This is a genomic window from Streptomyces sp. NPDC050528, assembly GCF_044457795.1.
In the GTDB taxonomy this organism is placed as follows: domain Bacteria; phylum Actinomycetota; class Actinomycetes; order Streptomycetales; family Streptomycetaceae; genus Streptomyces.
Window position 1 is genome coordinate 60,291 of sequence record NZ_JBITHH010000022.1, and the last position, 22,208, is coordinate 82,498.

Here is a 22,208-nt window from a genome sequence, read left to right on the forward strand (position 1 = left end):
CCGGCCGGAGTTCCTCAGACCCCGGCCGCCCGCGCCTTCTCGTAAACCTCCGCGGCGACGTCCTTGAGTTCCCGGGCGTCCCGGGTGCGGGTCTGCAGGTCGACGAGGATCTCGTCCAGGCCGATCGCGGCATGGGCGGCCAGGTCCTCGACGATCTGGTCGACGCTGCCGTGGAAGGGGGGCCGGTCGGGGCCGTCGTAGGGCTTGGCGCTGTAGCGCGCGTTGGCGCGCAGGACGCTCGGGATCGGTTCCGTGCGTCCGCGCTCGGCGGCCGTGTCCCGCAGCGCGCGCCACTGCGCGGCGACCGCCTCCGCGCCGATGCCGACCGGTATCCACCCGTCGGCGTGGTCGACCAGTCGGCGCCGGGCCTTCCCGCTGGTGGCCGGGAGCAGGATCGGGATCGGCCGAACGGGCTTGGGGCCGACCACCGCCGACGGGATCCGCGTCAACGAGCCCTCGTACGACACCGGGTCGGGGCCCCACGCGGCCCGGCACACCGCGATCACCTCGTCCAGGACCTGGCCGCGCTCCTCGAACGGCCGTACCGAGGAGGCCGCGTACTCCTCGTAGGACCAGCCCGTGCCGAGGCCCGCGACCACCCGGCCGCCGCTCGCCGCGTCCAACGTGGCGAGGAACTTGGCCAGTTGGAACGGCACGTGCAGCGGCGCCACCAGCACGCTGGTGCCGAGGCGGGCCCGCTCGGTCGCGGCGGCGGCGAGGGTGAGCGTCACCAACGGCTCGGCCATGCTCCGGTAGTGATCGGGCCAGGGCACGCCCTCCATGCCGTACAGACCCTGGGCGGCGGGTTCGGGGAACAGGGCGCGCTCGGACACCCACAGGCTCTCGTAGCCGATCCGCTCGGCGGCGCGGGCCACGTCGGGCACGTCCCTGCCGAGGTCGTACCAGCGCATCTGGGGGAGGCCGAGTCCGAGAGGGATCGTCATGCCCTGTACTCCTTCGCCCGAGGTTCGCAGTGGTCCGTCCTGCACCCGAACGTACAACCGGAGTAGGGGAGTTGACCGGATCAGTCGGGCAAGGGTGTGAGCATCAGACGGCCCGCGAGCCCGACCGCCGCGTCCAGCCGTTCGGTGAACTCCTCGGCGACATCGGGCAGTCCGCGCAGTGCCCACAGGGCCCGCGCCGCCGTCCAGGTGGCCTCCCGGGCGCGCTCCAGACTCCACGAACCGAGCAGATGCGTCAGCGGATCGGCGATCTGGAACAGGTCGGGCCCCGGCATCAGCTCTTCCCGGATGCGCTCCTCCAGCGACACGAGGAGATCGCCCACGCGGTCGAACTCGTCCTCCAGCTCGGCCGGTTCGCAGTCCAGCGTGCGACAGGCGTCCACGACGGCGAGCGCCAGATCGTGGCCGATGTGCGCGTTGATGCCCGACAGGGCGAACTGCAGCGGTCGTACGCCGGGATGGCGGCGGAGCTGGAACAGCGGGCGCCAACAGGCGGGCGGGCGGCGCCCGTTGGCCGCCGCGTCCACGGCCGCGAGGTACCGCTCCGCGAACCGTACGTCCAGCGCGATCGCGGCCCGCGCGTCGGCGAACCGCCCGGCGTCGACGCTCCGGTCGACCGCCTCCGTGACGGCGAGATAGACGCGGTTGAAGACCGCGACCCCGTCCCGCGCGGGCAGTTCCTCGTCGAGTGCGCGCAGCCGGGAGACGACGATGTCCACGGGTGTGGTGAAGTGTGCCAATTGCCCCATGGGGGCAGCGTCCCAGTCCTAGGCTGGCCGGGGTGCCGCCGGGCCCGACACTTCCCCAGAACGGGGGAACGGGTTCGGCGCGAGGGGGCGGCGTGTCGGGTTCACGAGGCCGGCGGCGGAGTCGGGCCGCCCGGCGCGGTGTGCTGGTGGTGGCCGCGTCGGTCGTGGTCGCGGTCGGCGCCGTGACCGGGATGATCAACGCGCTGGACGACGAGCGCGGTGCGAACACGGCGCGGCCGGACGCGACCGGGGCGACGCTGCTGGTGCCCATGCCTGACACGCCGTCAATATCCGCCCCCGCAAAGGCGAGTGGCTCCGCCTCCGCCACACCGAAGAAGACTGTCGCGCCCTCGCCCACCAAGACCGGGAAGGAGCGGCCCGCCGCCGTGTCCCCGCGCCTCTACCGTCACCCCGAGTCCCAGGTCCTCGACTGGGTCCGCGATCACCCCGACGACCCCCGTACCGAGGTCATAGCGTCCCGGATCGCCGATCAGCCGGCGGCGGTGTGGTTCGCGGACTTCACACCGTCGACGATCACCTCCCGGGTCCGCGCGGTCACTTCGGGCGCCGCCGCGCAGGGCCGGGTGCCGGTCGTCGTGCCGTACGCGATCCCGGACCGCGACTGCGGCGGGGCCTCGGAGGGCGGGGCGGGCGACTTCGACGCGTACGACGGGTGGATCGACAACTTCGCGGCGGGACTGGGTTCCAGGGAGGTCGTGGTCATCCTCGAACCCGACTCCATAGCCCAGGCCGACTGCCTCTCCGACGCCCAACGCGCCGACCGCTTCGGGGCGTTGGCCCGCGCGGGCCGCGTCCTGAAGGCCGCCGACCCGAAGGCCCGCGTGTACTACGACGCCGGCCACTCCGACTGGAACCCGGCCGCGCAACAGGCGGCCCTGCTGAAGCAGGCGGGCGCGGCCTCCGCCGACTCCTCCGACGGGATCTTCAGCAACGTCTCGAATTTCCACGCCACTTCGGCCGAGATCGCCTACGACCGTCAGGTCCTCGACGCCCTCGGCGGCCCCGCGGGTCTCGGCGCCGTCATCGACACCAGCCGCAACGGCAACGGCGCCCCGGCCGACGGCCAGTGGTGCGACCCGGCGGGCCGGAAGATCGGTCAGGCACCAACTCTCGATACCGGGGAGGCGCGGATCGACGGCTACTTGTGGGTCAAGCTGCCGGGTGAGTCGGACGGTTGCAAGGGCGCGGCCGGCACGTTCACGGCGTCGTACGCCTACGACTTGGCGCGCTGACCCCGCTGACCCGCGTCGCCGGGTGAGTCGTACGACGAGGTCCCCTCGTCCAACAGCGGTTGCTCGGTCTTGAGATGGGCGGGTGCGAGGAAGCGCAGCGCGTGATAGCCGGTGATGACGACGAGCGTGCCGAGCGCGATCCCGCTGAGCGTGAAATTGTCGGTGAACTTGATCGAGACACCGCCGACGCCGATGATGATGCCCGCAGCGGCCGGTACCAGGTTCAGCGGATTGCGCAGGTCCACACCGGAGTTGAGCCAGATCTGCGCGCCGAGCAGGCCGATCATGCCGTAGAGGATGACGGTGATCCCGCCGAGCACCCCGCCCGGGATCGCGGCCACGATCGCGCCGAACTTGGGGCAGAGGCCGAAGAGGAGGGCGAAGCCGGCCGCCGCCCAGTAGGCGGCGGTGGAGTAGACGCGGGTCGCGGCCATCACGCCGATGTTCTCGGAGTAGGTGGTGTTGGGCGGGCCGCCGACGGCCGTGGACAGCATCGAGGCGACGCCGTCCGCCGAGATCGCGGTGCCCAGCTTGTCGTCCAGTGAGTCGCCGGTCATCTCGCCAACTGCCTTGACGTGTCCGGCGTTTTCGGCGACCAGCGCGATCACCACCGGCAGCGCGACCAGGATCGCCGACCACTGGAACGTCGGTCCGTGGAAGGACGGCAGCCCGACCCAGTCGGCCTTGCCGACGCCGGAGAGGTCCAGGCGCCAGTGGTCGGTGACCTCGCCGCTCGCGCTCATCGAGTGGATGCGGCCGAAGATCCGGTCGAACGCCCAGGAGATGCCGTAGCCGAAGACCAGGCCCAGGAAGATCGCGACGCGGGACCAGAAACCACGCAGACAGACGACGGCCAGACCGGTGAACGCCATGACCAGCAGGGCCGTCCACTGGTCCTGCGGCCAGTAGGTGGCGGCGGTGACCGGGGCGAGGTTGAAGCCGATCAGCATCACCACCGCGCCGGTGACGATCGGCGGCATCGCGGCATGGATGATCCGCGCCCCGAACCGCTGCACGGCGACCCCGACCAGGAACAGCACGACCCCGACGACGAACACCGCGCCGGTCACCGTCGCGCTCGTCCCGCCCTGCGCCCGGATCACCGCGGCGACGCCCACGAACGACAGCGAACAGCCGAGGTAGCTGGGCACCCGGCCCCTGGTCGCGAGCAGGAAGATCACGGTCGCGACGCCGGACATCATGATCGCGAGGTTGGGGTCCAGACCCATGAGTACCGGGGCGACGAAAGACGCGCCGAACATCGCGACCACGTGCTGGGCGCCGAGTCCGACCGTGCGCGGCCAGGAGAGCCGTTCGTCGGGGCGGACGACCGCTCCGGGCGCGGGCGTCCGCCCGTCACCGTGCAGCTTCCAGCGCACGCCGAGGTCCATGGTGGGTTCGCTTTCTCTGTAGCTGAATTCGCTAGCTGAATTCTGTCTATCTGAAGTCGGTCCGGACCATTGTCACGGCCAGCTGGTGGTTCTACGCTCGCACGGTTCCACTCATGAACTGAGTTCATATATCTGATCGGAGCTGATCGGTGAGTGCACTGAGCGCAAGACCTCGACGGGGTGTTCTGCCGGCCGTGGCGGCCATGCTGGCAGCCGTGTTCTTCCCCTCCGTGTCCGCCTCCGCGCACACGGCACCCGCCGTTCCCCACACCGCCGTCCTCGACGGCACCCGCCTCCAGCAGACCAAGCTCCGACTGGACCACGGCGACCCCCAACTCCGTCGCGCGCTCAAGCAGTTGACGACCCGCGCCGACAACTGGCTGCACCAGGGCCCCTGGACGGTCGTCGACAAACCAAAGCCCGCCCCCGGAGGGGACGTTCACGACTACCTGAGTCAGGCGCCCTACTGGTGGCCCACGACCACCCCCACCGCCGACAACCCCTGGGGCTGCCCCTACGTCCAGCGCGATGGACAGCGCAACCCCGAGGTCGACACGGGAACCGACCGCCAGGACGTGGAGAAGGTCTTCGACTCGACGTACGACCTGGCCCTCGCCTGGTACTACACCGGCGACAAGCGCTACGCGCACAAGGCCGACCAGGTCCTGCGCACCTGGTTCCTCGACCCGGCCACGAAGATGAACCCCAACCTGGACCACGCCCAGTTCATCCCGTGCAAGTACGACGGCCGCGCCATCGGCATCATCGACTTCTCCCAGTCGTACACCAGCGTCGTCGACGCCATCGCGATCCTCGGCACCGGCGCCCCCGGCTGGACGAGCAACGACCGTACGGGGATGGCCGGTTGGAACTCCGCCTTCCTCGGCTGGCTCAAGAACAGCGCCTTCGGCAAGGAGGAGGGCGCCGCCGCCAACAACCACGGCACCTTCTACGACATGGAGTTGGCCGCCCTCGCCTACGCGACCGGCGACAAGGCGCTGGCCAAGCGGACCGTGCTGGACGCGCGCGCCAAGCGCGTCGATCCGCAGATCGCGGGCGACGGCAGCCAGCCGCAAGAGCTTGCGCGGACCCGGAGTTGGCACTACTCGACCTTCGACCTGGTCGCGTACACCCGGCTCGCGGCCATCGGCCGGCATGTCGGCGTGAACCTGTGGACCTATCAAGGGCCGAACGGGCAGGGCCTGTTGAAGGCGGTGGACTATCTGCTGCCCGCCGCGACCGGGGCCGCCGCGTGGTCGCATCCGGAGCTGGAGTTCTACCGGTACGCGGCGAGCGATGTCGTCCACGCGGCGGCCGACGCGGGGGACGCGAAGGCGAAGGCCGCCGTACCGAAGCTGGAGGCGCCGCCCGGCGGCGACCTGTGGGCGCTGCGCCCGGCGGCCGAGCAGCTGGACTCGATCGCCGGTTGACCGGCCCACCCGGTAGGCCTCCTCTGTAGGCCCGCCTGACCAGGGCCTTCCCGACAGGGGCTCCTGAGCGGTCGCTTAGAATGGGGCGTCCCCACAGTCTCCACCGCCCCAACAGCACCGCTCGGGAGTCCCGCCGTGACCGTCGAAAGCCCGCCCGCCACCGTTCTGTCGTACGGCCAACTCGTACCGGTCACCGTGCACTTCGACGATCTCGACGCGCTCGGCATGCTGCACAACGCCCGCTATCCACTCCTCGTCGAGCGCGCCTGGACCGAGCTGTGGCAGGGGCACGGGGTCCGCTTCGACGGCGACTGGGCGGCCGCCGGTGACGCGTGCAACGTGGTGAAGGAACTGCTGATCAGCTACGAGGCGCCGGTCACCAGGCCGGGGGCGTACGCCGTGCACCTGTGGCTCGACCGGCTGGGGACGACGGGACTGACGTACGGTTTCCGGTTCTGCTCGGCGGATGGGGTGACGACGTACGCGACCGGCACTCGGGTGCTCGTGCGGCTGGACGCGGGGACGCTGCGCCCCGCGCCCTGGAGCGAGGCGTTCAGGTCCGTGGGCCGGTCACTGCTGCGCTCGGCGGGCTGACCTTCGGGCGCTCGCGGTCCCCGGCGCGGAGCACGCCCGCGAAGAGCACGAGCCCGCCCGCCAACACCGTGACCAGGCAGAACGACACGACCAGGCTCGTCGCCTGCGCCACCCCGCCGATCAGGCTCGGCGCGACAAGGCCCGAGGTGTAGGTGATCGTCGCGACGCCCGCGATGGCCTGGCTCGGGTTGGGGCCGCTGCGGCCCGCCGCCGCGAAGCACAGCGGGACGACGACGGCGATACCGAGACCGAGCAGCGCGAAGCCGGTCATCGTCAGCGCCGGGTTCTCCGCGAGCACGATCAACAGCCCGCCGCACACTGCCAGTACACCGCCCGCGCGGACCGTACGCACCGAACCGAAGCGGTTCACCACCCCGTCGCCCACCAGTCGGGCCACCGCCATCGTCAGCATGAAGCCGGTCGTCGAGGCCGCCGCGAGACCGGCCGACGTGTCCAACTGGTCCTTCAGGAACACCGCCGACCAGTCCAGGCTCGCGCCCTCCGCGAACACCGCGCAGAAGCCGACCGCGCCGATGAGCAGCGCGGACTTGGGCGGCAGCGTGAACCGGGGCGGCGCTTCCTCTTCGATGCCCGGGGGGATGTCCAGCACCCAGTGGCAGGCGGTCACGCCGAGGGTGGTGAGGACCGCGGCGGCGATGAGGTGGTGCACGCGCGCGTCCGAGCCGAGGTGCGCGGCGAGGGTGCCGCCCGCCGAACCGATCAGGGCGCCCGCGCTCCACATGCCGTGCAGGCTCGACATGATCGACTTGTCGAGGAGGCGCTCGATCTCGACGCCGAGCGCGTTCATCGCGACGTCGGCCATGCCCGCGCTCGCGCCGTACGTGAACATCGCCAGGCACAGGGTGACCAGGTTCGGCGCGAGGGACGGCAGGATCAGGGACATCGTCCACATGGCGATCAGCCCGCGCAGTGCCGTACGGCTGCCGAAACGGTGGGTGATCCAGCCGGCCAGCGGCATCGAGCAGGAGGCGCCGAACGCCGTGAAGGCGAGGGCGAATCCGAGCCAGCCCGTGGTGACGTGGGCGTGCTCCTGGATCCACGGCACGCGGGTCGCGAACGAGCCGGTCACCGCGCCGTGCACGGCGAAGACGGCCGCCACGGCGTACCGGGCACGCTTCACCTCGTGTCGGTCGTAGACCACTTCGCTCATTGTCGGCCCCTCCTGCTGTTCGCGTCCCCGCCGCCGTCACGATTTCTGCTCGCGTGGTCTCGTCCGCGCTCGCGTCGGGTAAACTATCAGGAACCCTGCCTGATAGATAGAGAGTTACCGGTCGCCCGTCGCACCCCCTCGATCTGGGAGGATTCCCGGCATGCCCGCATCCCCGAGCACCGCCCGGGTCATCAACGACCGGCTCGCCCTGCGGCTGCTGCAGCAGCAAGGCCCGCTGACGGCAGGGCGGTTGAAGCAGCTCACCGGACTGTCCAGGCCGACCGTCGCCGACCTCGTCGAACGCCTCACCGCCTCCGGGCTGATCGAGATGGTCGGCGAGTCCGGCGAGCAACGGCGCGGTCCGAACGCCCGGTTGTACGGCATCGTCGGCGACCGCGCCTACCTGGCCGCGCTGGACGTCCGCCTGGAGGGCGTCTCCGTGCTCGTCTCCGACCTGGTCGGCCGGGTGCTCGCGGAGGCGTCCGTACCGATCGACGGCGCTTCGGGCACGGGACCCGCGGTCGAACAGGCCGTCGCGCTGGTGGAGCGGGCCGCGAAGGAGGCGGGCGCGGAGCAGCTCCACACCGTCGGCGTCGGCGCCCCCGGACTCATCGACCCGGCCACCGGCGAACTCCGCGACACCACCGGCCTGCCCGCGTGGCACCGCCGCCTGGTCGCCGCCCTCCACGAACGCCTCCCCGGCACCCACATCGTCGTCGAGAACGAGACCAACCTCGCGGCGCTGGCCGAACAGCGGGACGGCGCGGCCCACGACCGGGACACGTTCGTGCTGCTCTGGCTGGGCATGGGGATCGGCGCTGCGGTGGTCCTGGACGGGGCGTTGCGCAGGGGCGCGTCGGGGGGTGCGGGTGAGCTCGGTTTTCTTCCCGTGCCCGGGACACGGGGGCTCCCTTCGTCGACGGACTGCGAGGGGGGGTTCCACTCACTGGCGGGGGCGGGGGCTGTGCTTGAACTCGCCCGGGAGTGTGGGGTGTTGGGGGCCGGGGGCGCGGGGGAGGGGGCTGGTGCTGCGGGGGTGGTGCGGTGGGCTGTTGCGGAGGTGGGGGGTTTTGGTGGTGGGGGTGAGGTGGGTTTTGAGGCCGGGGGTGGCTCGCGTGTAGGTGTCGGTGCTGGGGGTGACTCGGATGCGGGCGTCGGTGCCGGGCGTGGCTCGGATGCTGGCGTCGGTGCCCGGGGTGACGTGGATGCGGTGGTCGGTGCCGGGGGCGCTCAGGATGCGGGTGGCTCAGGTGTAGGTGTAGGTGTCGGTGCTGGGGGTGACTCGGATGCTGGCGTCGGTGCCGGGGGTGACGTGGATGTGGTGGTCGATGCCGCGAGTGCTCCGGATGTGGGTGACTCGGGCGCCGGTGTCGACGCCGGTGACGCCCCGGATGTGAGCGTCAGCTCCGGGCACTCGGCCCCCACGCGAATCGCCGGCCCCCTCGGAGCCTCAGCCGACCGTTTTCTCGACACTCTCGCCGACCGGCTCGCCCTTGGTGTCGCGTCCGTGGTCGCGCTGTTGGACCCCGGGTGCGTGGTCCTCGGTGGCGAGGTCGGGCAGGCCGGCGGGGACGAACTCGCCGTACGGGTCGCCGAGCGGATCGTTCGTATGTCCCCGTTGCCTGCGGAGGTACGCCCGAGTGCCCTGGGCGGCGCCGCCGTCCTGCGCGGCGCGCTGCTGACCGCGCAGGACGGTGCGCAAGGGGAGTTGTTCGGGTAGCCGCTTCAACTTCCGTGCCGCACAAGCCCGTTGGTGGTCACGCGTTGCTGATGCCGTCGTTCTGCGCGGAGCGCTGTGCGGCACGCTGCGCGGCGCGCGGCGGAGGTGGCGGTATGCGTGAGAACTTGATCTTGGACCAGCCTTCGGGGGTCACGTGATAGTGCTCCCCGTCGTCGGCGTCCATGCGTGAATGGAAGTGGACGTACAGATGATCGTCTTCGAGGCGATAGGTGACGCCGCCCATCATGCCGAACACGACGAAGGTGATCTCCATGGCCGGTGCCTCCGTCAGCGGCGCCAGCGGTGGCAACAGGTGCTCGGTCTCCTCGAAGCACCTGCCGGTTCGCTCCCGCAGCAGCGAGTGGAAGAGGTGTTCCAGTACCTCGGGCGGGGACGGGAGCGGCCGCACCTCGACCGGTTCCAGGAGCTCCAGCAGATGTGTGTGCCCCTGCTTCCGCGCGATGTCCACGGGGCGCTGCCCGTCCCGGGTGCGCTGCGTACGCCAGGCGCCGTGCGCGATCAACCGGGAGACGACGGGGAATTCCGCGCCGTGCCAGGCCGCCTGATGCAGCGGGGCGTAACCGGTGCGGATCCCGATCCGGGGGAGGTTGACCTGCTCCGGGTGCTTCCTCAACTCCTCGAACAGGCCGCTCCAGTCGGCGTCCCGGGCCATGTCCGAGAGCCGGTCGCGCTGCTCCCGGTACCACTCGTTGGGCTCGCTCTCGGTGAGGGCGTCCCACTGCATCTGGTTCCTGATCACCCGGACACGTTAATCCACGTCTTCCAGGCGCGTTCTTCCGGGCGAGGCCGTGCCCCAACTCGTCGGCGCTCCTCGTGAGTTCGGCCTGCCGGAAGCTGCCGCAAGCCGCCGCACGGCACGCGCGCTGAGTGGCCCGGCGGTGGGCAAGGGCCGTCGTCACCACCGCCGGACCGGTCCGAGGGTGTCCCTCCGGAGATCCGAAAAGGACTAGACCAGATGATCCAGCAGGCGGGGGCCGGTTGAGAAGGGCGACGACGCTGTCTGTGAGCCAGCCCACACCCTTCGCCTGGATGGACCCTTGCCGGGCGTGGCACACTGGCCGTGTACCAGAAGCAGCGCACTCCGGGGTCGGTGAAAGTCCGAACCGGCGGTTACAGTCCGCGACCCGTCCGCTTCCAGCGGCCGGTTGACCAGGTGAAATTCCTGGACCGACGGTTAAAGTCCGGATGGGAGGCAGTGCGCGGCGGGCGGGCATTCGTGCGCGCCGCCGTATCGGCTCGTCCTGTGTGGACGGGTTCTGTCCGGCGTCGTTCCCGGTGTCTTCGTCCGTTTCATTCTGTCGTCTTCGACAGGCCCCGGAGTCCGTGCCCTATGAGGCAGGAGGACCCGGGAAGTGTTCACCGGAATCGTCGAAGAGCTGGGTGAGGTCACCGCCGTCGAGAGTCTCGACGACGCCTCCCGCTTTCGTCTGCGCGGCCCCATCGTCACCGAGGGCGCGAAGCACGGCGACTCCATCGCCGTGAACGGCGTCTGTCTCACCGTCGTCGAGCACGAGGGTGACGAGTTCACCGCCGACGTCATGGCCGAGACCCTGAACCGCTCCAGCCTCGGCGTCCTCGCCGTCGGCTCCCGCGTCAACCTCGAACGCCCCATGGCCCTCGGCGCCCGCCTCGGCGGCCACATCGTGCAGGGCCATGTCGACGGCACCGGCGCGGTGTTGGAGCGCAAGCCGTCCGAGAACTGGGAGCTCGTCAAGATCTCCCTTCCGGCCGACCTCACGCGCTACGTCGTCGAGAAGGGCTCCATCACCGTCGACGGCATCAGCCTCACCGTCGTCGACGCGGGCCCGGACTACTTCACCGTCAGCCTCATCCCCACCACCCTCGACCTGACCACGCTCGGCCTCAAGCAGCCCGGCGACCCGGTCAACCTCGAAGTGGACGTCATCGCCAAGTACGTCGAGCGGCTCATGGGCGATCGCGAGGTGACCCCGTGAACTGGCTCAACTCCGAGGCCTTCGTCCTGTTCGGCCAGCACATCAAGTGGTCGGACATGATCGGCAACGTCATCGGACTGATCGGCCTCGCCTTCGGCTGGCGGCGCTCCATATGGAGCTGGCCCACCCAGTTCGTCTCCGGCGTGATCCTCTTCGCCGCGTTCGCCACCGCCCACCTCTCCGGCAGCGCCGGCAAGCAGGTCGTCGTCATGGTCGTCGCGGTCTACGGCTGGTGGCAGTGGAACCGCGGCACGGGCGGCTCCGCCGACGGCCACATCACCCCCCGCTTCGCCACCTGGCGCGAACGCGCGATCCTGGCAGCCTCCGCCGCCGTAGGGACCGTGGCCGTAGCGGCCCTCTTCAAGGCGTACCCGTCCCTCTCCTGGGACCCGTGGCCCGACGCCTACATCTTCGTCGGCACCGTCGTCGCGATGTACGCCCAGGCCCGCGGCATGGTCGAGTTCTGGTTCGCCTGGCTCCTCGTCGACCTCGTCGGCGTCCCCCTCAACTTCGCCAACGGCTTCGCCTTCTCCGGCTTCGTCTACGTCATCTACGGCGCACTCGTCCTGTGGGGCATGCGCGACTGGTGGCTGCGCTCCCGCAAGGCCCCGCAGCCCGTCCTGGAAGGAGCGCCGGCATGACAGCGGCACCGATCCTGTACAGCACCGATGGTTTCGAGGACTTCTCCCTCGACCCGGTCGAGCAGGCCATCGCGGACATCGCGGCGGGCCGCCCGGTCGTGGTCGTCGACGACGAGGACCGCGAGAACGAGGGCGACCTCGTCATCGCCGCCGAGAAGGCGACCCCCGAGATCATCGCGTTCATGATGAGCGAGTGCAGGGGCTTGATCTGCGCCCCCATGGAGGGCGACGAGCTGGACCGGCTCCGGCTCCCGCAGATGGTCGAGGACAACACCGAGTCGATGAAAACCGCGTTCACAGTGTCCGTGGACGCCGCGCCTGTTCACGGTGTGACCACCGGTATCTCGGCCTCCGACCGCGCGACCACGCTTCAGGTCCTGGCGAGCGGCAACGCCGAGCCCGACGACCTGGTCCGCCCCGGCCACATCTTCCCGCTGCGCGCCCGCACCGGCGGCGTGCTGGTTCGCAACGGCCACACCGAGGCCGCCGTGGACCTCGCCCGCCTCGCGGGCCTGCGCCCGGCCGGCGCGATCGTCGAGATCGCGGGCGAGGACGGCCGTATGCTCCGCCTCCCCGAACTGATCCCCTTCGCCCGCAAGCACGGCCTGACGATCATCTCCATCGAGGACCTGATCGCCTACCGGCAGACCGCCGAACCCACCGTCCGCCGCGAGGCCGAGGTCCAACTCCCCACCCGCCACGGCGAGTTCACGGCCTACGGCTACCGTTCCACCGTCGACGGCGTCGAGCACGTCGCCCTCGTCCACGGCGAGATCGGCGCCGGCGAGGACGTCCTGGTCCGCGTCCACTCCGAGTGCCTCACCGGCGACGTCTTCCACTCCCTGCGCTGCGACTGCGGCCCCCAGTTGGAGGCCTCCCTGGAGCGCATCCAGGAGGAGGGCAGGGGAGTGGTCGTCTACCTGCGCGGCCACGAGGGACGCGGCATCGGCCTCCTGTCCAAGCTCCGGGCCTACGAGCTCCAGGAGCGAGGCCGCGACACCCTCGACGCCAACCTGGAGCTCGGCCTGCCCGCCGACGCCCGGGACTACGGCGCCGGCGCGCAGATCCTGGAGGACCTCGGCGTCCACAGCCTGCGCCTGATGACCAACAACCCCGACAAGACCGACGCGCTCGTCCGGCACGGCCTCAAGGTCATCGGCCGGGAGCCGATGCCCGTACAGGCGGGCGAGCACAACCTCCGCTACCTGCGCACCAAGCGGGACCGGATGGGGCACGACCTCCCCTGGCTGGACGCGGCCCCCGTGTCCACCTGCGGCAACCAGTAATCGCGCAATCGCACTTCCACGCGGCATCGCACTTCTAGGAGACAAGAGAACGTGAGCGGCAAGGGCGCACCCGAACTGTCCGTACGCAACGTCGGAGACCTGCGGGTCGCCGTCATCGCGGCGCAGTGGCACGAAAAGGTGATGGACGGTCTGGTGGACGGCGCCCTGCGCGCCCTGCACGACCTCGGGATCGACGAACCGACCCTCCTCCGGGTCCCCGGCAGCTGGGAACTCCCCGTCGTGGCAAAGGTGTTGGCGGGCCGGGGCTACGACGCGATCGTCGCCCTCGGCGTCGTGATCCGCGGCGGCACCCCGCACTTCGAGTACGTGTGCCAGGGCGTCGTCCAGGGCCTCACCCAGGTCTCGGTCGAGACCGGTGTCCCCGTCGGCATGGGCGTCCTGACCTGCGACACCGAGGAGCAGGCGCTCGACCGGGCCGGCCTGGAGGGCTCGAACGAGGACAAGGGCCACGAGGCGGTGACGGCGGCCGTGGCCACGGCGGCCACCCTCCGCTCAGTATCTGAACCGTGGCGTTAAGCCCACGATTGTTTGCAATAGGGTGGGCAGCACCATGTCCAATAAGACGTTCGAGGAGCTCTTCACCGAGCTCCAGCAGAAGGCCGCCACCGGCGACCCCGCCACTTCCCGCACCGCAGAGCTGGTCGGCAAGGGCGTCCATGCCATCGGCAAGAAGGTCGTAGAAGAGGCCGCCGAGGTCTGGATGGCCGCCGAGTACGAGGGCAAGGAGGCGGCCGCCGAGGAGATCTCGCAGCTGCTCTACCACGTCCAGGTGATGATGGTCGCCCGCGGAATCTCGCTGGACGACGTCTACGCCCACCTGTAAAAACCCTTCAGAGCCGATTCAGACAGTTCACCCTTTTTCACGCAAAGGAAGCCGACCTCATGCTGCGCATCGCCGTCCCCAACAAGGGTTCCCTGTCAGGACCTGCGGCGGACATGCTGCATGAGGCCGGCTACCAGCAGCGCAGGGAGTCCAAGGAGCTGCGGATCGTCGACCCGGTCAACGAGGTGGAGTTCTTCTACCTCCGCCCGCGCGACATCGCGATCTACGTCTCCTCCGGCCGCCTCGACATCGGCATCACCGGGCGCGACCTGCTGATCGACTCCGCCGCGAGCGCCGAGGAGATCCTCCCGCTCGGCTTCGCCCGCTCCACGTTCCGCTTCGCCTCCAAGCCGGGCGCGGCGAGCAGCGTGGCGGACCTCAAGGGCAAGACGGTCGCCACCTCGTACGAGGGAATCGTCGCCAAGTACCTCGCGGACAACGGCGTCGACGCCTCCGTCGTGCACCTCGACGGCGCCGTGGAGACCGCCATCGAACTCGGTGTCGCCGAGGTCATCGCGGACGTCGTCGAGACCGGAACGTCCTTGCGCAACGCGGGACTTGAGGTCTTCGGCGATCCCATCATGAAGTCTGAGGCCGTCGTCATCCGCCGCAAGGGCGCCGATGTCGAGGAGCCCAAGGTCCAGCAGTTCCTCCGCCGCCTCCAGGGCGTCCTGGTCGCCCGGACGTACGTGATGATGGACTACGACTGCCGGGTCGAGCAGCTGGAGAAGGCCGTCGCGCTCACCCCCGGCCTGGAGTCCCCGACCGTCTCCCCGCTGCACAACGAAGGCTGGGTCGCCGTCCGCGCGATGGTCCCCGCCAAGGAGGCGCAGCGGATCATGGACGACCTGTACGACATCGGCGCCCGGGCCATCCTGACGACGGCCATCCACGCCTGCCGTCTCTGAGGAACACGCCGAGGACCACGCCGATCATGTCCGAACTCCCCGCCCTGCCGGTCACGTTCCGGCCTGGCCGCACCCGTGCCGTGCTGCTCACCGCCGGCGTCACGATCTTCGTCGTCATCACGACGGTCGCGATGCTCTTGGAGCAGCTCACCCCGGGGGAGAAGCTCAGCTTCGTCTTCACCGGTGCCCTCCTCTTCGCCGTACTGGCGGTGCTCGCCCGCGTGAAGGTCGTCGCCGACGAGTCCGGTGTCACCGTCGTGAACATCGCCAGCAGGCGCCGGCTGGCGTGGGCCGAGATCCTCCAGGTGAATCTGCGCCCCGGTGACCCCTGGGTGTTCCTCAACCTCAGCGACGGCACCAGCCTGCCCGTGCTCGGCATTCAGCCCGGTATCGCCAAGGCGCGGGCCATCGCCGACGCGCGCACTCTGCGGGCGCTCGCCGAGGACCGGTCGCTGAGGGATCTGCCGTAGAAGGCCATGTCTTGATTAATCTGTTGTCGGTGGCGTTTTTCGTTCTCGCCTCCGCCACCGATGTTCCCCCCTGTCTTCAGAGGCACCCTGCGACCCGAGGAGTGACTCCCTCCAGCGATGGACGGATCGTCCTGTAGTACCTGCGCCGCCCCCTCCCGACATATCGAGGCGGCGGCATGACCATCCCCTTGTTGCTCCTCGGAGCGGCGATCCTGCTGATTCTGGCCAACGGATTCTTCGTGGCGGCCGAGTTCGGACTCGTCACCGTGGAGCGCCCCGAGGCCGAGAAGGCCGCAGCCGAGGGCGACCGACGGGCCGCCACGGTCGTCGAGTCGCTCAAGGAGCTGTCCTTCCAGCTCTCCGGCACCCAGCTCGGCATCACCATCACCTCCCTGGTCGTCGGCATGCTCGCCGAACCGGCCCTCGCGGAGCTGCTGCACGGTCCGTTCAGCGCGATCGGCATCCCCGAGGGCGCCGTCTCCGGCGTCGCCGTGGTCGTCGGCATGCTGCTGGCGTCCGCCGTACAGATGGTGATCGGCGAACTCGTGCCGAAGAACTGGGCGGTGTCGCGGCCGCTCCAGGTCGCGCGCTTCGTCGCCGCACCGCAGCACGCCTTCGCGAAGCTGTTCCGTCCGGTGATCGCCGCGCTGAACACCGTCGCCAACAAGCTCGTCCGCGCGCTGGGCGTCGAGCCCACCGACGAGCTGGCCTCGGCCCGCACCCCCGGCGAACTCGTCTCCCTGGCCCGGCACTCGGCGCAGGCCGGCACGCTGGAGCAGGACACCGCCGATCTCTTCGTACGGACGCTGTCGCTGGGCGAGTTGACCGCGCAGCACGTCATGACCCCGCGCGTGAAGGTCAGCGCGCTGCAGTCGTCGGCGACGGCCGAGGACGTGGTCAACCTGACCCGCGCCACGGGCCTGTCCCGCTTCCCCGTCTACCGCGAGAAGATCGACGAGATCGTCGGCATGGTCCACCTCAAGGACGCGCTGGCCGTGCCCGCGCACGACCGCCTGCGCACCTCCGTCACCACCATCGCCAAGTCCCCCCTGCTGGTCCCCGAGACCCTGCCCGTGCAACCGTTGTTGGCCCGGCTGCGCAGCGAACAGCCGATCGCCGTCGTGGTCGACGAATACGGCGGTACGGCCGGAGTGGTCACCCTGGAGGACATCGTCGAGGAACTCGTCGGCGAGGTCCGCGACGAGCACGACGGCCAGGACGTCCCCGAACTCGCCGCCGCCCCACCGGAGGACGGCAAACCGGCCTGGGACGCCGACGGCAGCTGCCGCGTCGACATCCTCCAACGCATAGGCCTGGACGTCCCCGAGGGCCCGTACGAGACGGTGGCCGGCCTGGTCGCCGACCTGCTCGGCCGCATCCCGGCCCCCGGCGACAAGGCCGAACTCCCCGGCTGGCGCTTGTCAGTTCGCCAGGTGGGCCACTACCGAGCGGAACGCGTCCGCCTGGTCCGCACGACTCCCGCGGTGAACGTCATGGAGGCGGCCCGATGACCGTCCTCCAACTCCTCTTCGCCGTACTCCTGGTGCTCGCCAACGGCTTCTTCGTCGGCGCCGAGTTCGCCCTCGTCTCCGTCCGTCGCAGCCAGATCGAACCCCTCGGCACGGCCCGCGCCCGCCAGGTCCTCTACGGCCTTGAGCGGCTCCCGCAGATGATGGCGGCGGCCCAATTCGGCATCACCGTCTGCTCGTTGACGCTGGGCGCGGTCGCCGAACCGACGGTCGCGCACGTCCTGGAGCCGGTCTTCGAGTGGATGCACCTGCCCGAGGGCATGATCCACCCCCTCGGCTACATCCTCGCCCTGGCGGCCGTGGTCTTCTTCCACCTCGTCATCGGCGAGATGGTCCCGAAGAACCTCGCGATGGCCGCGCCGGAGAAGGCCGCGATGTGGCTCAGCCCCGGCCTGGTCGCCTTCGCCCGCGTCTGCAAGCCGATCACCGTGGCCCTCGGCGCCGTCGCCCAGGGCATCCTGCGCCTCTTCCACGTCGAGCCCAAGGACGAGGTCGAGGCGGTCTTCACCAGCGAACAGCTCAACCGCCTGGTGGAGGACTCCGGCCAGGCGGGCCTCCTCGACCCCGAGGAACAGGAACGCCTGGAGGACGCCCTGGAGTTGGGCTCCCGCCCGGTCACGGACGTCCTCCTCCGCCGAGAGGACCTGGTGACCGTCAGCCCCTCGGTCACCCCGGGCGAGATCGTCGCCCTCACGGCCCGCACCGGCTACTCCCGCTTCCCCGTCGCGGCGGAGACCGGCGCCTTCATGGGCTATCTCCACGTCAAGGACGTCCTGGACCTGGAGGAGTCCGAGCGGGCGGTACCGCAGCAGATCTGGCGCCCCATGACGACGCTGAGGGCCGAACTCCCCCTGGACGACGCCCTCACGGTGATGCGCCGGGCGGCCACGCACTTGGCCCAGGTGGCCGACGCGTCCGGCAAGGTGCTGGGCTTGGTCGCCCTGGAGGACGTACTGGAACTCCTGGTGGGCGAGGTGACGGACCCGGCCCACCGAGAGGTCCCGGCACCGGCACAGCCACGGGCGGCGGAACTCAAGCAGGCGGTGGCCGGGTGAGGTCTGAGATCTGAAGCGGGCAGTGAGCGGTGGGAGGCGAGGACGTCCGCAATGGCCAACCGGCGGAGACTGTGAAAATCGCTGTCCGGTCACCGGAGCACGGTGATAGACATCGGGCGTGGAAGAGAATCTTGAGTTCCCCGACCTGTTGCGACTGATCGACGAACGGTCGACCGCCTTCCGCGCCGTGGTCGCCGCCGCGCCCGGTCTTGACGCGCAGGTGCCGAGCTGCCCCGGGTGGACGCTGTTCGATCTGGTGAAGCACCTGGGCGGGGGAGACCGCTTCTGGGCGGCCATCGTCGGCGCGGGGCCCGCCGACGCGCCCCCGGCCCAGGCCGTCGCCGCGCGCGCCGCGCTGGAAGTGCCGCAGGAGCGTGAGGCCCTGCTGGCCTGGCTGGACGCGTCGACGCAGCTTCTGCTGGGCGCCCTGCGCGAGGCGGGACCGGAGAGCGGTTGCTGGACGTGGTGGCCCGCGTCGCAGTCACCGCGGACCGCCGGCGGCACCGCCCGGCACCGGGTCCAGGAGACCGCGGTGCACACCTACGACGCCCAGCTCGCCGGGGGCGCCCCGCAGCCGCTGCCGGTCGAGCTCGCACTCGACGGTGTGGAGGAATTCCTGTTCACCGTCTGCGCAACGCCGAGTGCCTGGCCGCACAAGCCCACGGCGTTCGACTTCCACGCAGCCGAGGGCCGCTCCTGGCGCCTCACCGTCGACGGCGACGGCGCACGCACCACCCGCATCCCTGTGCTCACCGCCGCGATCGGCGAGGACCCGGACGCAGCCGGCGCCTCCGTCCACGGCACGGCCAGTGAGCTGGTCCTCTACCTGTACGACCGGATCAAGGCCGACTCCTTGCGCGTTGACGGAGACGCAGGGCTGCTCGACCTGCTCCGCGCCTGGGAGCCGGAGGAGAAGTAGGGCGGAGCGGGGGCGGTCGGCCGCGCCTAGAGCCGGTAGGACACGACTCTTCGCCGGGTTCGTCAGTCGCGCCACCGGGCTCGAACCCGCGAGGCGTCACCAAGCCGACCCGCTGCCTGGAGGCGCCGCAGCCGCAGAGGGCACGGACCCAACCGAGCTCTGGCGCACCGGAGTTCACATCCCGGCGGAACCCGGCCCCCGCCCCGACAACACCTCGCCGTACGCCTGCATCAGATCCGGCAACCGCAAAGTCGACAGATCATCCCGGGACAACATCCCGGGATACACCGACAACCGCAGATCCCGATACGCACAGCTCTTCTCGTACAGCGTCCGCAAGAACCGCCCGTTCCCGAGCTCGTCGATCCACCCCTGGTCGACCACATGCCCGGCGATGGACCGCAACTCGTCCAACGCCTCCTCGTCCCACACGTCCCCGTTCTCCGCCGCCAACACCTCACCGATGGACGTGAGTTCAAGCGGACGGTACGAGGGAAAGTCGACGCGAGTCGTGAAGCGGGACGACAACCCGGGGTTCGCGGCGAGAAGCCGGTCCATCCCCTCCGGGTAACCCGCCAGGATCACCACAAGGTGATCGCGATTGTCCTCGGCCCGCTTCAACAACACCTGCAAGGCCTCGTCGCCGTACGCATCCCCTTTGCCGTAACCGGAGTTGGAGAGCGAGTAGGCCTCGTCGACGAAGAGCACCCCACCGATCGCGGAGTCGATCAACTCGTTGGCCTTCACGGCGGTTTGACCCAGATACTCACCAACGAGGTCGGCCCGCTGCGCCTCGACGAGATGATCACCGCCGAGCAGCCCGAGGGCGTAGAAGACCCGCCCGAGAATGCGCGCCACGGTGGTCTTGCCGGTACCCGAGGGCCCGGAGAAGACGAAGTGCCGTTTCGGCGGCTGGACCGGCAGTCCCTGCCCGGCCCGCAGCCGCGCCATGTTCAACTGGGCGGACAGCGCCTTGACTTGGCGCTTCACCGGCTCCAACCCCACCATGCGCTCCAGCTCGTTGAGTGCTTCCTCCAGTAAGACGGGGTCAGTGGGCCCCGTGGGCAAGGGCAGCACGGGATTCGCGGTCTTCTCCCGCACCGAGTCACCCGCGGAGGGCAACGGCCCGGTCGGCGGCAGACCGGGCTCCGACAGCTTTAGATCCCTTCCCTCCGCGCCGAACAGCGGATCGAGCCCGTCCGGCCCCTCCAGCGCGTCCTGCCCGCCGGAGAGCGCGACCGCCGCGAGGTCGGTCACGTCCTCGGATCCGTCGTACCCGTCGGAGTCGGTGATCGCCGCGAGCCGCGCCGAGGTGTCCATGAACGCGGGATCGACCCGGTGCACCGCCCGGTACAGGGGAAGCGCGGCGGCGCTGCGCCCGGTGCCCTCGTGGGCCCGCGCCAGCCAGTACCGCAACTCCTTGCGCTGCGGCTGTTCGCTGCGACAGCGCATCAGCGCGGAGGACAGCAGCGGCTCGGCCTGGCCGTACATCTCCAGCCGTACCCGCGCCATGCCACCGAACAACCCGGCCTCGATGCCCAGGAGTTGGTCGTTGATCAGCGGGTCGGTGTGCCGGACCAGCTGCTCCCAGTCCTTGACCAGATAGGCCCGGCACGCGTGCAGGAAGCGGACCTGGTGGTCGGTGTCGACCGGCGGCAGTCCCGCCAACGCCCGGTCCAGCTCCGGCACATGGCGGCCGTCCAGCCAGTGCGAGGCGTGCGCGAGCAGCAGATCACGCGGACTCTCCAGCACGGGCTGGACCCACCAGCCCAGCCAGTACCAGGAGTTGAGCGTACGGCGGTGCCTGGTGCGCTGTTCCCCGAAGCGTTCCCGGTGCCGGTACATCCGCAGCAGCGCGGTCGTCGTGTCGACGCGCAGCGCGTGCAGTCCGAGCCAGCCGTCGGCCATCCCGGGATCCATCCGTACCGCGGTGCGGAACTCCTCCTCCGCCTGCGGATAAGCGCCCATCGTGTAGGCGTCCACGCCTCGCAGCCACGCGAGGTCGGCCGGGGCCTCGGGGCCCTGCGTGCCGAAGTCCATCACGTCCCCCCACAAACCGTGCCCCCGTTGATTCGCCGCCGGGCCGGCGCCCGTCGGCAGTCTGGGTCGAACCGCTGTGCCGCGGACGGGAGTTGCCGTGGTGCGCGCAGCAGCCGTCCGTCGGTCGCACCCTGGGCATCGTACCTGCGGGGCAGTCGCCCATCGAAGGGTGCCGCACAGGCCGTTTGGCGAGGTGGGAGCAGATGGGGCGCACTCAAGACGGTGACCCAGGGTGAGCAAATCACGGCTCGTAACGGCCGGAAACCGGGCTGAGAGCAGAACGAAGCCCCCGATCACGGGGGAACAACCGGGGGCTTCGCGACTCTGGGCGGCTTCGAACGGCCGCACATTCAGAACGTAAGACCTGTACGGCCCCTGGGTCAAGCCGAGTTGAGGCACTCAAGCAAGTTCGAGCCGAAGGGTCTTCACAAGTTCAGCACACTGCGGGCGGTCCGTCACCGTGGGTGACCTCATGGTCCGGTCCAACCGTCCCTGAGGGCCCCGCGCGCACCTCGTACCCCATTCCCAACTGCCGCACCAGGAAGTCCGCGTGGGGGCGCGAAGGGTCTTTGGCGAAGTGTTCTCGTTCCGCCTCGACCCATCCGTCCCAGAAGTCCCGCTGCTCCGCCCCGTCCCGCAACCGCCCGCGCGCCCAGGCCTCCTCGCGGGGCAGCTCCATCCACAGCAGCCCCGCGAGGAACGGGCGCACCGCACGGCGTCCGGCGCCGACGCCCTCGACGAGGACCACGGGCGCGGGCGGCAGCGCGCGGGGCGCCGCGAAGTGGCGGGCGTGCCAGTCGTAGGGGGCGTAGTGGGCACTCTCGCCGCGGCCGAGCGGGGTGATCACCTGGCTCTGGAGCCGCTCGGTCCAGTCGAACAGTTCGGCGTGGGTGGCCAGGTCGTCCAGGTGCAGCACGGGGGCGCCGCCCAGGGACTCGGCCAGCCGTCCGGCGAACGTGGACTTCCCGGACCCCGCGTGCCCGTCGACGGCGACGAGCCGGACCGGGCCGCAGGACGGCGGGAGCCGGCGGAGCCGGTGGGCGAGGTCGTGCATGGCTGGTCCCGGGGATTCGTGGGATGGGTGATGCCGCTGGTCGCGGTGACAGTCTAGGGAGCGGTGGGTCCCGTCCCAGGTCATGCCAGTGGTCGAGACCAATATTGGTGGGTGTGGCGAGGTTCGAAGTGCTGGCAGCGGAGTGCCGCGTGTGTCCATAGTGGGCGCACAGCCGTCCGTTGGATCTGTCCCGATCTGGACCACCCGGGGGTCTTC

The 22,208-nt window shown here is 70.2% G+C and carries 21 protein-coding genes and 1 riboswitch; of the genes, 14 read left to right on the forward strand and 7 right to left on the reverse strand.

Annotated elements, in window-relative coordinates:
* Window positions 1-14 precede the first annotated feature (14 nt).
* Window positions 15-944: an LLM class F420-dependent oxidoreductase gene (locus ACIBK4_RS48115; protein ID WP_399006123.1), complete on the reverse strand. Its 930-nt coding sequence runs from the start codon at window positions 942-944 to the stop codon at window positions 15-17.
* A gap of 80 nt (window positions 945-1,024) precedes the next feature.
* Window positions 1,025-1,711 (reverse strand): DUF5995 family protein, encoded by a 687-nt coding sequence (locus ACIBK4_RS48120; protein WP_399006125.1) that lies wholly within the window; start codon window positions 1,709-1,711, stop codon window positions 1,025-1,027.
* Between the two features lie 140 nt (window positions 1,712-1,851).
* Here ACIBK4_RS48120 and ACIBK4_RS48125 point away from each other — a divergent pair, with 140 nt between their 5' ends.
* Complete coding sequence (locus tag ACIBK4_RS48125; protein ID WP_399006238.1) at window positions 1,852-2,964, forward strand: glycoside hydrolase family 6 protein; 1,113 nt, start codon at window positions 1,852-1,854, stop codon at window positions 2,962-2,964.
* Here ACIBK4_RS48125 and ACIBK4_RS48130 read toward each other — a convergent pair.
* Window positions 2,946-4,355, reverse strand: coding sequence for a uracil-xanthine permease family protein (locus tag ACIBK4_RS48130; RefSeq protein ID WP_399006127.1), 1,410 nt, complete (start codon window positions 4,353-4,355; stop codon window positions 2,946-2,948). The two genes, ACIBK4_RS48125 and ACIBK4_RS48130, sit on opposite strands and share 19 nt — an antisense overlap.
* 158 nt (window positions 4,356-4,513) lie before the next feature.
* Between ACIBK4_RS48130 and ACIBK4_RS48135 the strand changes: the two genes are divergently transcribed.
* Window positions 4,514-5,785, forward strand: coding sequence for an alginate lyase family protein (locus ACIBK4_RS48135; protein ID WP_399006240.1), 1,272 nt, complete (start codon window positions 4,514-4,516; stop codon window positions 5,783-5,785).
* Between the two features lie 135 nt (window positions 5,786-5,920).
* Window positions 5,921-6,379 carry an acyl-CoA thioesterase gene (locus ACIBK4_RS48140; RefSeq protein ID WP_399006129.1) on the forward strand — a complete coding sequence of 153 codons (459 nt, stop codon included), beginning with the start codon at window positions 5,921-5,923 and terminating at the stop codon, window positions 6,377-6,379.
* On the opposite strand, the gene ACIBK4_RS48145 is transcribed toward ACIBK4_RS48140, so the two are convergent.
* Window positions 6,339-7,550, reverse strand: coding sequence for an MFS transporter (locus ACIBK4_RS48145; RefSeq protein ID WP_399006131.1), 1,212 nt, complete (start codon window positions 7,548-7,550; stop codon window positions 6,339-6,341). The genes ACIBK4_RS48140 and ACIBK4_RS48145 overlap by 41 nt on opposite strands.
* A 160-nt stretch (window positions 7,551-7,710) precedes the next feature.
* On the opposite strand from ACIBK4_RS48145, the gene ACIBK4_RS48150 reads away from it, so the two are divergent.
* The gene (locus ACIBK4_RS48150; protein ID WP_399006133.1) at window positions 7,711-9,270 is read left to right on the forward strand and encodes an ROK family transcriptional regulator; all 1,560 of its coding nucleotides are present in this window, start codon (window positions 7,711-7,713) and stop codon (window positions 9,268-9,270) included.
* A 37-nt stretch (window positions 9,271-9,307) separates the two neighbouring features.
* On the opposite strand, the gene ACIBK4_RS48155 is transcribed toward ACIBK4_RS48150, so the two are convergent.
* Window positions 9,308-10,030 carry an ankyrin repeat domain-containing protein gene (locus ACIBK4_RS48155; RefSeq protein WP_399006135.1) on the reverse strand — a complete coding sequence of 241 codons (723 nt, stop codon included), beginning with the start codon at window positions 10,028-10,030 and terminating at the stop codon, window positions 9,308-9,310.
* Between the two features lie 333 nt (window positions 10,031-10,363).
* Window positions 10,364-10,494, forward strand: a riboswitch (FMN riboswitch).
* A gap of 149 nt (window positions 10,495-10,643) precedes the next feature.
* On the opposite strand from ACIBK4_RS48155, the gene ACIBK4_RS48160 reads away from it, so the two are divergent.
* The 10 genes from ACIBK4_RS48160 to ACIBK4_RS48205 all read left to right on the forward strand — a co-directional run bounded on the left by ACIBK4_RS48160 (window position 10,644) and on the right by ACIBK4_RS48205 (window position 18,898).
* Window positions 10,644-11,246 (forward strand): riboflavin synthase, encoded by a 603-nt coding sequence (locus ACIBK4_RS48160; RefSeq protein ID WP_200708876.1) that lies wholly within the window; start codon window positions 10,644-10,646, stop codon window positions 11,244-11,246.
* On the forward strand, window positions 11,243-11,887 hold the full coding sequence (locus ACIBK4_RS48165) for a nicotinamide riboside transporter PnuC (protein WP_399006138.1): 645 nt from the start codon (window positions 11,243-11,245) through the stop codon (window positions 11,885-11,887). Before ACIBK4_RS48160 ends, ACIBK4_RS48165 begins: the two co-directional genes overlap by 4 nt.
* Window positions 11,884-13,173 (forward strand): bifunctional 3,4-dihydroxy-2-butanone-4-phosphate synthase/GTP cyclohydrolase II, encoded by a 1,290-nt coding sequence (locus ACIBK4_RS48170; RefSeq protein ID WP_399006140.1) that lies wholly within the window; start codon window positions 11,884-11,886, stop codon window positions 13,171-13,173. Before ACIBK4_RS48165 ends, ACIBK4_RS48170 begins: the two co-directional genes overlap by 4 nt.
* Before the next feature lie 51 nt (window positions 13,174-13,224).
* Entirely contained in the window at window positions 13,225-13,710 is a 486-nt protein-coding gene (gene ribH, locus ACIBK4_RS48175) for a 6,7-dimethyl-8-ribityllumazine synthase (protein WP_019059681.1), read from the forward strand.
* 34 nt (window positions 13,711-13,744) lie between these two features.
* Window positions 13,745-14,017: a phosphoribosyl-ATP diphosphatase gene (locus ACIBK4_RS48180; RefSeq protein ID WP_018534786.1), complete on the forward strand. Its 273-nt coding sequence runs from the start codon at window positions 13,745-13,747 to the stop codon at window positions 14,015-14,017.
* 59 nt (window positions 14,018-14,076) lie between these two features.
* Window positions 14,077-14,925 (forward strand): ATP phosphoribosyltransferase, encoded by an 849-nt coding sequence (gene hisG / locus ACIBK4_RS48185; RefSeq protein ID WP_399006143.1) that lies wholly within the window; start codon window positions 14,077-14,079, stop codon window positions 14,923-14,925.
* A 26-nt stretch (window positions 14,926-14,951) separates the two neighbouring features.
* Entirely contained in the window at window positions 14,952-15,395 is a 444-nt protein-coding gene (locus ACIBK4_RS48190; protein ID WP_399006145.1) for a PH domain-containing protein, read from the forward strand.
* A gap of 176 nt (window positions 15,396-15,571) precedes the next feature.
* Window positions 15,572-16,906 (forward strand): hemolysin family protein, encoded by a 1,335-nt coding sequence (locus ACIBK4_RS48195; protein WP_399006147.1) that lies wholly within the window; start codon window positions 15,572-15,574, stop codon window positions 16,904-16,906.
* Window positions 16,903-17,979 (forward strand): hemolysin family protein, encoded by a 1,077-nt coding sequence (locus ACIBK4_RS48200; RefSeq protein ID WP_399006149.1) that lies wholly within the window; start codon window positions 16,903-16,905, stop codon window positions 17,977-17,979. The genes ACIBK4_RS48195 and ACIBK4_RS48200 overlap by 4 nt, the downstream gene beginning before the upstream one ends.
* Window positions 17,980-18,097: 118 nt before the next feature.
* Window positions 18,098-18,898, forward strand: a complete 801-nt coding sequence (locus ACIBK4_RS48205; protein ID WP_399006151.1) for a maleylpyruvate isomerase family mycothiol-dependent enzyme — start codon at window positions 18,098-18,100, stop codon at window positions 18,896-18,898.
* Between the two features lie 174 nt (window positions 18,899-19,072).
* Here ACIBK4_RS48205 and ACIBK4_RS48210 read toward each other — a convergent pair whose 3' ends face one another.
* Both ACIBK4_RS48210 and ACIBK4_RS48215 read right to left on the reverse strand, forming a co-directional pair.
* On the reverse strand, window positions 19,073-20,938 hold the full coding sequence (locus ACIBK4_RS48210; RefSeq protein WP_399006152.1) for an AAA family ATPase: 1,866 nt from the start codon (window positions 20,936-20,938) through the stop codon (window positions 19,073-19,075).
* Window positions 20,939-21,371: 433 nt separating this feature from the next.
* Window positions 21,372-21,992 (reverse strand): uridine kinase, encoded by a 621-nt coding sequence (locus ACIBK4_RS48215; RefSeq protein WP_399006154.1) that lies wholly within the window; start codon window positions 21,990-21,992, stop codon window positions 21,372-21,374.
* Between the last annotated feature and the right edge of the window lie 216 nt (window positions 21,993-22,208).